Genomic DNA, 13,719 nt, shown 5'->3' on the forward strand with positions numbered 1-13,719 from the left:
TTTCATTCATTTTACAAAACCCGCATCTTTGAGGTAATCCCTCAGGGCGTCCCTGTAGTTCCTCAGGGGTTTGAAACCCTCCATGGACCAGTTATAGTTTCTGAGAACAGAGAATGAGGGCCTCCGGGCGGGTCTGGGGAATTCATGGCTTTTCACGGGTTTCAGGCACACTTCCATGCCGAGTTCATTGAATATATCAATGGCAAATTCATACCACGAGCACTGACCAGAATTTGTGAGGTGATAGACCCCGTAGGCCGGTCTCTCCAGCAGGTTCCCGATGGCTGCTGCAAGGTCACGGGTGTAGGTCGGGGATCCGTACTGGTCATCCACAACGCTTATTTCATGACCCCTCTCAGCGAGTTCAACCATGGTCCCCACGAAGTTTCTCCCGTTCCTTCCGAACAACCATGATGTTCTGACAATGTAGAACCTCTCTGAAAGCTGACGCACCGAAACCTCGCCGAGGTACTTTGTTTTACCATAGAAGTTAAGGGGATTTGGTTCATCAAATTCAAGGTATCCATCACCTTTTTCTCCATCAAAGACGTAATCCGTTGATATGTACAGGATGGATGACCCCACAGCTGATGCCGCAGCTGCAATGTTCCTGGTGCCAAGCACGTTCACCTGGTATGCTTTATCCCTCTCTGTTTCTGCACAGTCAACGTCTGTGAATGCCGCGGCATGTACAACGGCGTCGGGCCGGGTCTCCCTGAGGAGTTCCATAACACCCTCAAGGTCACGGATGTCAAGGGAGCCTGATGTTACAACCTCATGCCTCCGGGATAGGATGTCCACGAGGTCGCTTCCCAGCATGCCCGAGGAACCGGTTATAAGGATCTTCATCTGAGCACCTCTCTCTGGTCTTTTATTGTTAGAGGGATCTTAATACAAACCCCTCTTTCCCTGGTTTTATTCTGGATATCTTTCATGATAACAAATCCCTTATCTGATTGCAGGAATCATCTCGGAACCTCTGAGGTTACCGGGTAAGGATACCCTGCTATCTCAAGAAAAGCATCAACATCAAACAGTCCCTCAAGGACGTGGTCTGCACCAGCATCCTCAAGTTCATCCATGCTGAAATCACCTGTTGCAACCCCCACCGTTGTGACACCCACTTCCCGGCCGGCTGCAATATCACGGGGTGTGTCCCCCACGGCAATAACATCCCCTGCCTTGAGGTTTCCATAGATACCTGAAGCTCTTTCAAGGGCCAGCCTCAGAATTGAGGCCCTGCTGCAGCCCTCATTACCGAAGCCTCCGAACCGGAAGTGGGTATCAAAGGATGCTTCCCTGAGTTTCAGCCAGGCCACGGGTTCAATGTTACCGGTTACAACTCCAAGGGGTATCCCTGCATCCCTTAGGTGCTCAAGGACCGCCCCGGCACCATCAAGGGGCCTTATATTATCCCTGCCAAGGTTCAGCCTGTAGTTGTATGATATCCTGTCGACTATCCTCCTGAAATCGTCTTCATCAATTTCAAGGCCATGTTCAGCAGCTGTCCTGAATATTATCTCCTTATCGGTCATCCCCTGCATGTTCCCGATATCTATCCTGACATCAACATCAAACAGTTCCCTGAATGCCAGCCTGAAGGAGTAGAAGTGGCAGTGGGAACCCACAAGGAGGGTCTTATCAATGTCAAATATGATGGTCTTCATGGTATCATTCCATTACTTAAAGCGGATCAGCCGAAATTCAATTCTAGCTGTACTTTTTTCTCAGATGCTCTGAACTGTAATCATAATAGACAATATTGGACTTAATAAAAACCCTCTGCACGGGTTCATCATCCTGAAGGTATGTCACGGTTATCTTCCTCTCACTCACACGAATCTCCACTGCATTGCCACGGGGACCTGTACTGTAGGTGTGCTCCTCCCCCACAAGGTCCCTTATCCTTATCCAGTCCACTGCCATTTTAATCCATCCGAATATTTCACCAGAGTCTCTGCGTTATTATTATCTACGGTTCCATCTATAAAGTATTTCATGAAGAGGGATATCTGTGAAATTGAGCATACAGACAGGGAACGGGTGCTGAGGGTGAGGGCTGAAATGCCCTCCATCGATGATATAAGGGGGATCTGTGACATTTTTAAGATATTATCTGAGCCAACACGACTTAAGATACTCATGGCGCTTTCACTGGACTCCCTCTGCGTATGTGAACTGGCATCATTACTGGATGTAACCCAGTCAGCGGTTTCACATCAGCTGAGGATCCTCAGGAACGCCGGGATGGTTGACTATGAGAGGGATGGTAAGATGGCGCGCTATTACCTAAGGGATAATATGGTTGTGGATTTCATAGAGCAGTGCAGTAAACTGCATTCACGGTGTGAGGAATAAAAATGTATGAGCTGCTCTCCTATCACCTTGAGGACAGATCACCGGTCCACCCATCCCTTGAGGATGTCAGCATAACCATCAACACCACTGTAGGGAATGATGGATATGAGACCCACACCATCCGGACCAGCAACCATGCAGGTACACACATAGATGCACCGGCCCACTTCATTGAGGGAGGAAGGAGGATCTCTGACTACAGTATAGATGACCTTATCTTCAATGAGGTCTCCATAGTTGAGGTGGATGCGGGCCCAGGTGTCCCCATAGGAAAGGATGACATTGACGTTGTTGACTGTGAGCTCCTCATCATAAAAACAGGTTTCGGGTCACGCAGGGGAGAGGATGTTTACCTCAGAGACAATCCATGGATAGACCCTGAACTCATAGACCATATAAGAAGAAACTTCAAGGGGATAAGGGCTCTTGGAATTGACTGTATATCGATATCCACTTCATCAAGGCCCTCTGAGGGGAGGATGGCCCATCTGAAACGCCTTCATGGAGAGGCCCGAGTACGGAGACCCCCTCCTTCTCATAGAGGACATGAAACTTGACAGGGTCCGGGAGGTTACCGGGAGGGTGTTTGCTGTTCCATGGATGCTTGGATCTGTTGACAGCGCACCCTGCACCGTTATAGCGGAGCTGAGATGAGTGACATGGAAATAAGGATAAGGCCCGTCGGGGTTGTAAGGTCACCCTTCAAGACCAGGAGCGATGCACCGGCACAGGGAAGGTTTTCCAGCGAGGAAAGTGAGATCCACATCTTTCCAGAGTACCTGGACGCGGTGGACGGTCTTGAACTCTTCAGCCACATCTTTGTTTTATACTGGCTGCACCTCGCTGAGAGGAATGTTTTAAGGGTGGTACCCAGGGGTAAAAGGAAGAAGAGGGGTGTTTTCTCTACAAGGGCTCCTGCGAGGCCCAACCCTGTGGGGCTCTGTCTTGTGGAGCTACTTGAGTGTGGGGAGATACTGAGGGTCAGGGGCCTTGATGCCCTGGACGGTTCCCCGGTTATTGATATAAAACCATACTATGAGGATATAGATTCACTGGGGTTCTGATGGTTTTCTGAATGGTTCTTCAGCATCCGGGGGATATGGATTCACTGGGGTTCTGATGGTTTTCTGAATGGTTCTTCAACATCCCTTACGAAGGGTTCTATCTTGCAGTCGCAGGTATCTTCCTTTATCTCCCTCTCTGTGATTGCGACTGTTTCGATGGGTTCCATACCAAGGATTTCCTTCATGGTCCTGAATGTTCCCTCTGCACCGCTTCCACCGTAGGTGCAGAAGAAGGCCACATTCTTTATCTTTGAACGGTTCTCCTTCAGGTAGGTGCTTATGGGTACAGATGCTTACCAGCCCATACCGGAGTTCCAGCTATCACAAGGTCGTAACTGGAGGGGTCCTTTTCATAGGGTTCAAGGACGGTGTCCTTCCCCCTTGCAGCCTGGTAACCTGATTTTATAAATCCTATGATCCCTGTACGTTTCTGGGTATCATGGATCTCCTCGATATCGCATCCAAGTTCATCGGCTATTCTGGCTGCAACCTCCCTTGTGTTCCCGGTTCTTGAGTAATATACCACAAGTGCTTTCATGTAGTCTAATATGTGGATCTGTTCATTTATATTATTGCTTAATTTTAAAATCAGTTTTCTGTCTTCCAGGGGTTCTCTTGCGTTTCATATCTCATGGAGTGTTCCTTTGATGCTTTAAAAGCAGGGTTCTCTGTTTATCTGCGGAACGTATTCTGTGATCTTAGCTGAAAAAACTGTGAGATGATAGCATGCACTAAATTGAAGCTGGCCTTCATATAAACTTAGAAATAGTCCCTGCATGTGATAATATGGGGGGTAGCTTCCAGAGATTTTAAGGGGGGTTGTTAGGAGTGAAAAAACGGGGAGGTGCTTTATTTTTTCACATCTCTGGAAGCTGATATTTTTTTGTGCTTTCAACAGAACGAATATCCCGGATGTTGAAAGCCATAATAAGGGGGTGATGTGTGTATGAGACACACAAACCTATATGTTAGAATACTCCTATATAAACATTTCGGTGAGGTGAAGGGTGAATTAGGTGATTGAACATAATTAATGTAGTGGACCATGAGATGACAATCTTTAATTTCAGAACCTGAAGGAGTGAATCCATGAAAGAACCTGTGGAAGGGCCACTATTCACGGCCCGCACATGCAGGGAGTACCTTAAAATGTTCAACCTCAACCCTCCCGACCTGAGGGACCTCCGGATACTGGACTGCCCGGGGGGTGCCAGTTCATTCACCCCCATCATGGCCGCAGCTGGTTTTGATGTGAGGGCATGTGACATCATGTACGGCGAGGAACCAGGGATCCTCGGTGAAATGTGCAGGGAGCACCTCCGGACCCTCACAGAAGCATTAAAAAGAATTAAAGATACCTTTAAATGGGAATTCTATAAATCCCCTGATGAGATGCTTGAAAAACGCCTTGAAGCATGCAGCTGCTTCGAGGAAAGCTACAGACTGAACCCCGCCCTGTACATCAGGGGGGATCTCAGGGAGCTACCCTTTGATGACGGTGAATTCGACCTGGTGGTCTCATCACACCTCCTGTTCATCTACGAGCACAGGCTTGACCGGGAATTCCATAGAAAAGCCCTTGAAGAACTCACAAGGGTGGGCTCAGAGGTGAGGGTGTACCCCATCGTCAGGGAAAACGGTGAACTGGCGGATTATGCAAGGGAACTAATAAATGATGGGATGAGGGGAGTTGATGTTGATGTGGTGGAGGTGGACTATGAGTTCAGGAGAGGTGGCAACAGGATGCTCATACTGAGGAGCTGATCCAGTTTTCAGGACATCCACCTACCTTTTTATTTCATCTATTATCGCCTGGTGCATTCTCCTTATGAATTCTATCCTGTCCTCATATTTGAGGACATCCAGGTAACCCTGGGCCACAAGGTTGAAGGCGAAGGGTGATGGTATGCGGGTGTTGATCTGTTTTATCTCCATATCACCGTCCCTTATCCATTCAAGCACCCTGATGGCATTTTCAATGTCCATGTAGTCCTCCATGACCTCCCTCCGCGCTTCCTCGAGGATAGGGAACTTATCATCAAGTTCACTCACAAATTTGAGGAGTATCTTACCCCGCACCTGCTGCCTGCCAACCGATTTCTCCTCGCCCCTGTACCTCCGAAGTATCATAAGTGCACGGCCAGCACAGTGCCTGAATCTGCTTGCCAGCGTCTCTGTCCTGTCAAGGGCCTTCTTGAGCACATTCCTCAGGTTTTCAGGTTCAAGTTCCCTGAAGGCCTCAAGACCACCCATTTTGCCCTCTGAACTGAGGTAGAAACCATTGTCAGATACAGATATCATAACATCCCTCCGGTAGCGTCTGGCAATGACGTAGGCGACTGCACGGGAGATTGCATCGTTCACCCTCCTCCCGAAGAGACTGTGGAATACAATGAACTTCCTCCCACCGAAACCTGTGTAGTACTCCACCAGCATTCTCCTTATACTGGGTATTCCGGCGTAGAGGTACTGCTCACGGAAGTATTCGTAGATGGAGGACGCCGCCCTTTCGTCCACATGAAGGTAGCTCATTATGAATTCCATTATCTCATCCCTGGAACGTCCATACTGAAACTTTCCATCCATTATATCCCTGAAGCGCTGTATATCCAATGCAAGATCAAAGGAGAGGGGTAGCTGCTCTGAGAACCATGAGGGGATCGTCGGAGGCCCTGAGGCCGGAGTGACGTTCACGGTCATGCCCCTGGCATAGTTGAAGCGGTATATTCTGCCCCCAAGCACAAAGGTGTCCCCCTTCCTGAGCTTCTCCATGAAGTCCTCCTCGATTCTCCCCACGACCTTACCGCCGCACTTCACAACCGCAGCGCTTCTATCCGGTATCGTGCCTATGTTGGTGGAGTAAAGCATCCTTGCAAGTTTACCCCTCTTCCCGAACTGGTTCTTATCATAGTCAACCCAGATCTTGGCGTACACGTACCTTTCCTCAAGTTCCACGTACTCACCGGCCAGGTAACTGAGGACAGAGAGGTAATCCTCCCTACTGAGGTTCCTGTAACAGTAGCTGTTCCTTATGACCGCAAGGGCATGGTCGATGTCCCAGGGGTTCTCGATGGCCATCCCGTATATGTGCTGGGCCAGCACATCCAGGCAGTTCTCGGGTACCTTGATGGAGTCGATTTTACCCTCAAGGGCATTTTTGAGTATGAGTGAACACTCAACAAGGTCATCCCTGTCCACAACAACTATCCTCCCCTTAGATCTCTGGTGAAGCTGATGGCCGCTCCTCCCGATCCTCTGGAGGGCCCTTGAAACTGATTTGGGGGAACTCAGAAGCACCACAAGGTCTATGTAGCCTATGTCGATACCGAGTTCAAGGGAGGTGGATGACACAACCGCCTTCAGTTCACCCCTCTTGAGCTTCTCCTCGGTTTCAAGTCGGATCTCCCTTGAGAGTGATGAATGGTGGGCCATGATGTTGCTATCACTGTAACTCTCAGGGAAACGACTTTTAAGGTTATATACAACGCTTTCAGTACCGCTCCTGGTGTTTGTGAATATCAGGGTTGTTCTGTGATCCTCTATGAGGTCATGGAGGATGTCATAGAGGGCGTTCCCTATCTCCTCGGGATCAGCGGCAACGATATCATCCACGGGGCATATGAGGTCGATGTCCAGTTCCTTCAGGTAGCTGACGTCAACTATCAGACACTCCCTCTCTGAACCGTAGCTGTAACCAACCAAGAACCGCGCGACCCTCTCGAGGGGGTGGACGGTTGCTGAGAGACCGATCCTTGTGAAGTCCCCCACGAGGTGCTGCAGCCTCTCAAGGCTGAGGGAGAGATGGACTCCCCTCTTATTATCTGCAAGGGAGTGTATCTCATCAACTATAACATAGCGGACGGTTGAAAGCTTTTCCCTGAATTTTGGTGCGACAAGGAGTATTGAGAGTGTCTCAGGAGTTGTTATCAGTATGTGGGGTGGTTTTTTGAGCATCCGTGACCTTTCATAGCTGGTAGTGTCCCCTGTCCTGACAGCCTTCCTTATCTCAAGGTCCCTGCCCTCCCCTGCGGCGATATCCCTGATGGCACTGAGGGGCTCCTCCAGGTTCCGTTCAATGTCGTTGTCCAGCGCCTTGAGGGGTGATATGTATATGCAGTAGACACTGTCCTCAAGCTCCCCATCATCTGCAAGTCTCGTCAGTTCGCTGATTATCGATAGGAAGGCGGTGAGGGTCTTGCCGGACCCTGTAGGGGAGGATACCAGGACATTCCTTCCCCTGTGGATGTCCATTATGGCATACCTCTGGGCCTCTGTGAAGTCATCGAAGGTCCTCCTGAACCATTCACTCACCCATGGATGGAGTATGGAGTGTATCTCTCCGGATGTGTACATCCTCTCCTGTTTCTTTATCATTCAATCACCCGGATAACCTGTTTTCTGCTGAAACTTCAGAAGGTCCCCCACGGTCCCGAATTCGAAGATCTCAAAGTCCTCAACACCATAAACCAGGAATTCAGTGAGTTCAGACTCCCTCAGAAAGGGGGAGAGTATATCCTCATGGAGGATGTCTGAACCCTCTGTAACGAAGTTAAAGGAGGGCATCACAAGGAGTTTCATGTCCCTGAAGGGGCCAAGCAGGAAACATTTGATCTTCTCAACCCTCTCACCGCTTCTTAAACCCACACAGGGATGTTCATGGCCGATGATTATTGTCTCAGCATCAAGGTCTTCGGGTACAACGTGGCCGTGTGCAAGGAGGAAACAGGATATCTTGAGGGTTTCGGTGACACTGAGATGTGACACCTGTGACATGTAGGGTATGAGGGCGTCATGGTTTCCCCTGATGATGGTTATATCCCTGAAGTTCTCCTCAAGGTACTGCATCATTCTGATGATCTCACGGTTCTCCTGCCAGCTCACCCTTCCGAACTCATGTTTAAGGTCCCCGTTTATGATGATACCTGAGGCTCCGGACACGTCCCGTATGGCGTCTATCCGTTCAATTATCCTCCTGAACTGGAAACCGGGTACCATAACACCCTGTGTGTTGAGGTACTGCTCGTAGCCCAGGTGGAGGTCTGCAATGACCATGGAATCCTCAATGATGAGGGACAGGTCACATATTTCAAGGTCATCCATGAGTCTGTAGGTCTTCATGGCGTCACCAGGACTGTCGTTAAATATATGAGGTCAAGCATGCCGAAGACTATGAGGGAGTTCATAACAAGCTCAGATTTGCTTGCAACATCCTCTCTATCCCCTGAACCGTAGAGTGAATGGATGCACGGGATTGTGACTGTGAGTGATAGGGCTGCTATTACCAGGAAATTGATCCCGGGACTGAAACTCTCTGATAATGAAAGAAGGGCCAGCATCACCGTTGCGGTGGCTGATGCAAGGATCATTATCCTGCGGGAATCTCTGACCCCGAGGTGGACTGGAAGGGTCATTTTACCTCCCAGCAGGTCCTCCCGGAGGTCGGGTATCTCAACGTTTATTATGAATACGAGCTGCAGCAGCATTATCGGTACCGAGAAGAGCAGAATCCGGATGTCAGGCCCACCTGCCATTACAGAGTAACCCATGGCTGGAAATATGAATCCGGTGATGGCGGTTGCCGGTTCACCAAGGCCCCTGTATGAAAGCCTGAGGGGCGGTGCACTGTAGAACCATCCAAGGAGGCTTCCAGAAACAGTAAGCAGGAGTACTGAGGGATTCCGGAGGGTTATGGTGTAAATTATGGACAGTGTTATGGATGCGGCTATAAGAAAAACTGCAAATCTCCAGCGAAGCTTCGCAGTTCAGGGTGCCTCTGGAGGACACCGCTTCCACCGGAGTACTTCGTTGAAGAATCCGGTCTGTCAAGGTCAAAGTCATAGTAGTCGTTGCTGTAGGATACAGATAGGTGTGCTGGCATAACTATGAGGTAACCGGCGATGAACTGTTCCGCTGAAATATGTCCAGTCTCTATGGCTGCAAGGACAGCTCCAGTGGCATAGAGTATAAAGCCGGCTCCAAGGAAGGGGAGCCTTCCAAGCCGGATTATTTCACGGATTGTTTCAGTATTCCATGCAGGATTCTTCATGGGAATCTCCATTGAATTACTGTGGAATATTTATATCATCGGGGAGATAAATTAATTTTCATTGATGGAGCTGAACACGTAGGCATGGTCGGAAGTCAGTTGTCTTTGGTTACTGGAGAGGTTCGGAGATTACGGCATATCAGGAAAAAACAGGTGATCTTATGGTCAATGCAAGGTTGAAGGAAATGAGGCTAATGGAGCCTCAGAAGAGGATGGAGGCCATAGAAAAACTTGAACCTTCAGAGGAATCAGTTGAAATACTCATAGCTTTTCTGGAGGATGAAAGTCATCCCGTAAGGTTTAAAGCAGCTGAAAAACTTGCAGAATTTGGTGAAGCATCCCTTGAGAAACTAATGGAGATAATGGATACGGCGGAGGGCGAAATCAGGAGATACGCAACCTTCGCACTCAAGAAGATAGGAGATCCCCGTGTTACAGACCACTTCATAGAGGCCCTCAGTGATGAGGACTGGGGCGTAAGGAAGTTTGCTGCAAGGTCCCTGGGTGAACTGGGAGATCTGCGTGCAGTGGAGCCCCTTATAGCTGCCCTTGATGATGAGGACTGGGGTGTTAAACTTGCAGCTGTAAGGTCCCTTGGAGACCTTGGAGATGAGAGGGCCATAGAACCCATCAAGAAGGCCAGAAGAAAGGGTGATAAGGACTTCAAGAAGGCTGCAAACAAGTCCCTTAAAAAGATCCAGTCAGGACGATGACATGCAAGTAAATTATCAGTTTTTGCTGTTTCTTTTCTTTAGTTGATTTATGGTCTGGCTAGTGTGCGATAACGTGCTGTTCCTTTGATTCTTCAGTTAAACTGATTTAAGGATCAGAGAGGACATTGTTCATCCACCCCTCCTTTTCACATCATATCTATGCGTCGACACATCACTGTTTCTGCACATTTCAATAATGAAATATCCATTTAATGAAGTTTTTATATCTGCTTCAACATAATACTATTAATATGGTCTGTGGTGGTTTTATGAATATTGTGATTGTTGGAGCTGGATTCGGGGGAATATCTGCAGCGGCACTCCTTGCACAGAAGGGGCTGGAAGTAACTGTCATTGAGAAAAATGAGGGTCCTGGGGGACGTGCAAGCGTCTACAGTGAGGGGGGATTCACCTTTGACATGGGACCATCATGGTACCTCATGCCAGACGTCTTTGAAAACTTCTTCGCAGAGTTCAATGCCAGGCCAGAGGATTTCTATGACCTCAAAAAACTTGAACCAGCATACCGCGTATTCTTTGACGGGGGAAGGGTAGTTGATGTATCATCTGATATTGAAAAGAACTATGAACTCTTTGACAGCTTTGAGGAAGATGGGGGTGAAAGACTCAGGGAGTACCTGGAATCAGCCGGTAAACTCTACGACTCGGTTGTGAAGGAAATGCTCTACAGGGACTACAGGTCAGTCCTGGACTTCCTTAATGGAAAGCTCCTGCTACAGGGATTGAGGCTCAACATACTCGAATCTCTTGAACACTTCGTTAACAGGCGATTTAAGAGTGACGAGGCCCGCAAGATACTCCAGTACTCAATGGGATTCCTTGGAAGCGCACCACAGAACACACCCTCAATGTATCATATAATGTCCCATATCGACATGACCCTTGGAGTCTTCTACCCTGAGGGGGGTATAAGGAGGGTTGCCCAATCAATATATGAACTCGCCCTTGAACATGGAGCCAGATTCCACTTCAACGAGGAGGTTAAAAGGATAGAGGTAATCGATGGAGTGGCAACATCTATCATAACCGACAGGAACATCTATGAAGCTGATGCGGTCCTGGTGAATGCGGATTACCCCCACAGTGAACTGGAACTTCTTGATGAACCCCACAGGACCTATGATGAGGCATACTGGGAGTCCAGGGTAATGGCACCATCAGCCTTTGTAGCCTACCTCGGAGTTGACAGGGTTATAGATGCCCTTGAACACCACAACCTCTTCCTGGAGAGGGACTGGGCCGATAAATTCCAGGAGGTATTTGACCCCCGGAGGGCGAGGTGGCCAGAGAGACCATCCTACTATGTGAATGTACCATCACGGACAGATACGACTGCTGCCCCCCAGGGATCAGACACCCTCTTCATACTGGTCCCCCTCGCGCCGGGCATGGAGGATAACGAGGAACTCAGGGAGGGCCTCTACCGGAGGGTCATGGATGACCTTGAGAGGAAGGTGGGTGAAAATATACGTGACCATGTTGTTGTGAAGAGGATATTCGCCATAAATGATTTCAGGGACCGTTACAATGCATACAGGGGCACAGCCCTGGGTCTTTCCCATACACTCAGACAGACAGCCCTCTGGAGACCATCACATAAGAGTAAGAAGGTTAAGAACCTCTATTACACGGGACATTACACCCATCCAGGTATAGGCGTGCCGATGACACTTATCTCCTCCCAGATAGTCTGCAACGAGATGATGGATGATATGGGAATTAATCCGGATGGATGATTTTTACTGTATAAACCTATTAATGGGTGATATAACTTTGATTGACGGGAAAATTTACTCAATATTTAAGCGTGGAAGCAAAACATACTTCTACAGCACGCTATTCTTCCCAAAGGATGTCAGGAGAGACGTTTTTATACTCTACAGCTTCCTTCGAAAGGCCGATGACTACGTTGACCGGGTACCGCAGGATACTGATGGGTTCTATGAATTTGTGGAAAGGTACCGGAGAGCATACTCCGGTGAAATCACAGGTGACGTGGTGGTTGATTCCTTCGTGGAGCTTTCAGAGAGAAAAAATTTTGAAGATGAGTGGACAGAGGCCTTCCTGAGGTCCATGGAGATGGATATAACAGTATCATCCTACAGTACAATGTCTGCCCTCGAAGAGTACCTCCTTGGTTCATCAGAGGTCGTGGGGCTCTTCATGGCATCCATAATGGGCCTCCACACGGATTCATACCACCATGCAAGGTACCTTGGAAGGGCCATGCAGTACGTTAACTTCATAAGGGACATTGCAGAGGACATTGAGCTTGGAAGGCTATACTTTCCGATGGACGAACTTGAAAGGTTCGGACTCCAATCCCTTGATCCTGATGAGATAAGGGGGAGGGAGGATAATTTCCGGTCATTTCTGAGGGCCCAGATAGACATCTACAGGGACTGGCAGAGGACAGCTGAGAGGGGCTACCGGTACATCCCCTACCGTTACCTGGTACCCATAAAGACAGCGGCTGACATGTACATGTGGACATCAAGGATCATTGAAAGGGACCCCATGATAGTCTACAGCCGAAAGGTGAAGCCGTCAGGGGGCCGTGTGGTATCCGGGGCGGTATTTAACATGTTCCGCCTCATGGGTCCTCTCAGGGTCAGCAGAGGTCCATGACCTTCGGGGCAGTGTTCAGATGAATGTTCTTGGAGACTATGCGAGATTTCTCTTCAGGATATCCAGGTTCAGGTTCTGGATCTACACAGGCGGAACCTATGTGATAGGATACACCCTGGCCGCGTCAGGATTTGCAGATTTCCTCTCACCTGCCTACTACCTCTACCTGATATACTTTTTCTTTCCGGCCAGTATCTTCATATACGGGGTTAATGACTGGTGGGATGAGGAAACCGACATTCTGAACCCCAAGAAGGGCTCCAGAGAACATATGCTGGCCCAGGATGAGAGAAAAAGATTGAAGAGATCGATAATACTAGTAACCGTCATCAGCTTCCTTATGATGCTATCACAGACACTTACGGAGGCCCTAATTTTCATGGGATTCCTTTTTTTATCATACTTCTACAGCGCACCCCCACTTCGCTTCAAGGAGAGACCCTTCCTGGATTTCTCATCCAACTACCTCTATATAATGCCGGGAATATTCGCATACAACCTTGCATCGGGCGCCCTTCCGGACCCGCTGATCCTCTTTGCCGGTTACTGCCATGTTGCAGCCATGCACATCTTCTCGGCCGTACCTGATACTGAATATGACAGAATTGCAGGTATAAACACCACCCCCGTTTTCATCGGCAGAAGACCGGCCCTTGCACTTTCAGCCTTCTTCTGGTTACTGCTATCCATTATAACAGTATTCGTTACAGGATTCCATCCACTGAGCTTCCTGGTATTCATATACCCGGCATTTCCCCTTTCAGTGCTTCTAATAAGGAGAATAAGAATAGAGAAGATATACTGGTATTTACCCCATGTTAACACTGCCCTCGGCGGCCTTCTATTCCTTGCACTCATAAACTACAGGGTGTTTCACTGGATATAACCC

Annotated in this window: 17 protein-coding genes; 8 read left to right on the forward strand and 9 right to left on the reverse strand. The window is 48.7% G+C overall.

Annotated elements, in window-relative coordinates:
* Positions 1-6: 6 nt before the first annotated feature.
* The 3 genes from rfbD to MTH_RS08605 form a co-directional block, all read right to left on the reverse strand.
* Complete coding sequence (rfbD, locus tag MTH_RS08595; RefSeq protein WP_010877394.1) at positions 7-849, reverse strand: dTDP-4-dehydrorhamnose reductase; 843 nt, start codon at positions 847-849, stop codon at positions 7-9.
* A 116-nt stretch (positions 850-965) separates the two neighbouring features.
* Positions 966-1,667 carry an HAD family hydrolase gene (locus MTH_RS08600; RefSeq protein WP_010877395.1) on the reverse strand — a complete coding sequence of 234 codons (702 nt, stop codon included), beginning with the start codon at positions 1,665-1,667 and terminating at the stop codon, positions 966-968.
* 43 nt (positions 1,668-1,710) lie between these two features.
* Positions 1,711-1,926: a hypothetical protein gene (locus tag MTH_RS08605; RefSeq protein ID WP_010877396.1), complete on the reverse strand. Its 216-nt coding sequence runs from the start codon at positions 1,924-1,926 to the stop codon at positions 1,711-1,713.
* Between the two features lie 72 nt (positions 1,927-1,998).
* On the opposite strand from MTH_RS08605, the gene MTH_RS08610 reads away from it, so the two are divergent.
* The 3 genes from MTH_RS08610 to tsaA all read left to right on the forward strand — a co-directional run bounded on the left by MTH_RS08610 (position 1,999) and on the right by tsaA (position 3,422).
* Positions 1,999-2,358, forward strand: a complete 360-nt coding sequence (locus MTH_RS08610; protein WP_010877397.1) for an ArsR/SmtB family transcription factor — start codon at positions 1,999-2,001, stop codon at positions 2,356-2,358.
* Between the two features lie 2 nt (positions 2,359-2,360).
* Positions 2,361-2,915, forward strand: coding sequence for a cyclase family protein (locus tag MTH_RS08615; protein ID WP_010877398.1), 555 nt, complete (start codon positions 2,361-2,363; stop codon positions 2,913-2,915).
* Positions 2,916-3,008: 93 nt separating this feature from the next.
* Positions 3,009-3,422 carry a tRNA (N6-threonylcarbamoyladenosine(37)-N6)-methyltransferase TrmO gene (tsaA, locus tag MTH_RS08620; RefSeq protein ID WP_010877399.1) on the forward strand — a complete coding sequence of 138 codons (414 nt, stop codon included), beginning with the start codon at positions 3,009-3,011 and terminating at the stop codon, positions 3,420-3,422.
* A gap of 41 nt (positions 3,423-3,463) precedes the next feature.
* On the opposite strand, the gene MTH_RS09445 is transcribed toward tsaA, so the two are convergent.
* Positions 3,464-3,661, reverse strand: a complete 198-nt coding sequence (locus MTH_RS09445) for a hypothetical protein (RefSeq protein WP_010877400.1) — start codon at positions 3,659-3,661, stop codon at positions 3,464-3,466.
* Between the two features lie 38 nt (positions 3,662-3,699).
* Positions 3,700-3,960, reverse strand: a complete 261-nt coding sequence (locus tag MTH_RS09450) for a flavodoxin family protein (protein WP_010877401.1) — start codon at positions 3,958-3,960, stop codon at positions 3,700-3,702.
* A gap of 551 nt (positions 3,961-4,511) precedes the next feature.
* On the opposite strand from MTH_RS09450, the gene MTH_RS08630 reads away from it, so the two are divergent.
* Positions 4,512-5,186, forward strand: a complete 675-nt coding sequence (locus MTH_RS08630) for a class I SAM-dependent methyltransferase (RefSeq protein ID WP_010877403.1) — start codon at positions 4,512-4,514, stop codon at positions 5,184-5,186.
* 21 nt (positions 5,187-5,207) lie between these two features.
* Here MTH_RS08630 and MTH_RS08635 read toward each other — a convergent pair whose 3' ends face one another.
* From MTH_RS08635 to MTH_RS09460, 4 genes are read right to left on the reverse strand one after another with little or no spacing between them, the layout of a single operon-like run.
* On the reverse strand, positions 5,208-7,796 hold the full coding sequence (locus MTH_RS08635; protein ID WP_010877404.1) for an ATP-dependent helicase: 2,589 nt from the start codon (positions 7,794-7,796) through the stop codon (positions 5,208-5,210).
* Positions 7,797-8,540 carry a metallophosphoesterase gene (locus MTH_RS08640; RefSeq protein ID WP_010877405.1) on the reverse strand — a complete coding sequence of 248 codons (744 nt, stop codon included), beginning with the start codon at positions 8,538-8,540 and terminating at the stop codon, positions 7,797-7,799.
* Positions 8,537-9,148 carry a UbiA family prenyltransferase gene (locus MTH_RS09455; RefSeq protein WP_083750462.1) on the reverse strand — a complete coding sequence of 204 codons (612 nt, stop codon included), beginning with the start codon at positions 9,146-9,148 and terminating at the stop codon, positions 8,537-8,539. The genes MTH_RS08640 and MTH_RS09455 overlap by 4 nt, the downstream gene beginning before the upstream one ends.
* Positions 9,145-9,468: a hypothetical protein gene (locus MTH_RS09460; RefSeq protein ID WP_052261182.1), complete on the reverse strand. Its 324-nt coding sequence runs from the start codon at positions 9,466-9,468 to the stop codon at positions 9,145-9,147. The genes MTH_RS09455 and MTH_RS09460 overlap by 4 nt, the downstream gene beginning before the upstream one ends.
* Before the next feature lie 161 nt (positions 9,469-9,629).
* Between MTH_RS09460 and MTH_RS08650 the strand changes: the two genes are divergently transcribed.
* From MTH_RS08650 to MTH_RS08665, 4 genes are all read left to right on the forward strand, one after another.
* On the forward strand, positions 9,630-10,181 hold the full coding sequence (locus MTH_RS08650; RefSeq protein ID WP_010877408.1) for a HEAT repeat domain-containing protein: 552 nt from the start codon (positions 9,630-9,632) through the stop codon (positions 10,179-10,181).
* Between the two features lie 269 nt (positions 10,182-10,450).
* Complete coding sequence (locus tag MTH_RS08655; RefSeq protein WP_048061143.1) at positions 10,451-11,938, forward strand: phytoene desaturase family protein; 1,488 nt, start codon at positions 10,451-10,453, stop codon at positions 11,936-11,938.
* A gap of 37 nt (positions 11,939-11,975) precedes the next feature.
* Complete coding sequence (locus tag MTH_RS08660; RefSeq protein ID WP_143485796.1) at positions 11,976-12,830, forward strand: phytoene/squalene synthase family protein; 855 nt, start codon at positions 11,976-11,978, stop codon at positions 12,828-12,830.
* Positions 12,831-12,849: 19 nt separating this feature from the next.
* A complete protein-coding gene (locus MTH_RS08665) occupies positions 12,850-13,716 on the forward strand; it encodes a prenyltransferase (protein WP_010877411.1) in 867 nt (288 codons plus the stop codon).
* The last annotated feature ends 3 nt before the right edge of the window (positions 13,717-13,719 follow it).

It is taken from the genome of Methanothermobacter thermautotrophicus str. Delta H (genome assembly GCF_000008645.1).
In the GTDB taxonomy this organism is placed as follows: domain Archaea; phylum Methanobacteriota; class Methanobacteria; order Methanobacteriales; family Methanothermobacteraceae; genus Methanothermobacter; species Methanothermobacter thermautotrophicus.

Coding starts and splice junctions, on each gene's coding strand:
- rfbD (WP_010877394.1), bottom strand. CDS start 849: ATGAAGATCCTTATAACCGGTTCCTCGGGCATGCTGGGAAGCGACCTC.
- MTH_RS08600 (WP_010877395.1), bottom strand. CDS start 1,667: ATGAAGACCATCATATTTGACATTGATAAGACCCTCCTTGTGGGTTCC.
- MTH_RS08605 (WP_010877396.1), bottom strand. CDS start 1,926: ATGGCAGTGGACTGGATAAGGATAAGGGACCTTGTGGGGGAGGAGCAC.
- MTH_RS08610 (WP_010877397.1), top strand. CDS start 1,999: ATGAAGAGGGATATCTGTGAAATTGAGCATACAGACAGGGAACGGGTG.
- MTH_RS08615 (WP_010877398.1), top strand. CDS start 2,361: ATGTATGAGCTGCTCTCCTATCACCTTGAGGACAGATCACCGGTCCAC.
- tsaA (WP_010877399.1), top strand. CDS start 3,009: ATGAGTGACATGGAAATAAGGATAAGGCCCGTCGGGGTTGTAAGGTCA.
- MTH_RS09450 (WP_010877401.1), bottom strand. CDS start 3,960: ATGAAAGCACTTGTGGTATATTACTCAAGAACCGGGAACACAAGGGAG.
- MTH_RS08630 (WP_010877403.1), top strand. CDS start 4,512: ATGAAAGAACCTGTGGAAGGGCCACTATTCACGGCCCGCACATGCAGG.
- MTH_RS08635 (WP_010877404.1), bottom strand. CDS start 7,796: ATGATAAAGAAACAGGAGAGGATGTACACATCCGGAGAGATACACTCC.
- MTH_RS08640 (WP_010877405.1), bottom strand. CDS start 8,540: ATGAAGACCTACAGACTCATGGATGACCTTGAAATATGTGACCTGTCC.
- MTH_RS09460 (WP_052261182.1), bottom strand. CDS start 9,468: ATGAAGAATCCTGCATGGAATACTGAAACAATCCGTGAAATAATCCGG.
- MTH_RS08650 (WP_010877408.1), top strand. CDS start 9,630: ATGGTCAATGCAAGGTTGAAGGAAATGAGGCTAATGGAGCCTCAGAAG.
- MTH_RS08655 (WP_048061143.1), top strand. CDS start 10,451: ATGAATATTGTGATTGTTGGAGCTGGATTCGGGGGAATATCTGCAGCG.
- MTH_RS08665 (WP_010877411.1), top strand. CDS start 12,850: ATGAATGTTCTTGGAGACTATGCGAGATTTCTCTTCAGGATATCCAGG.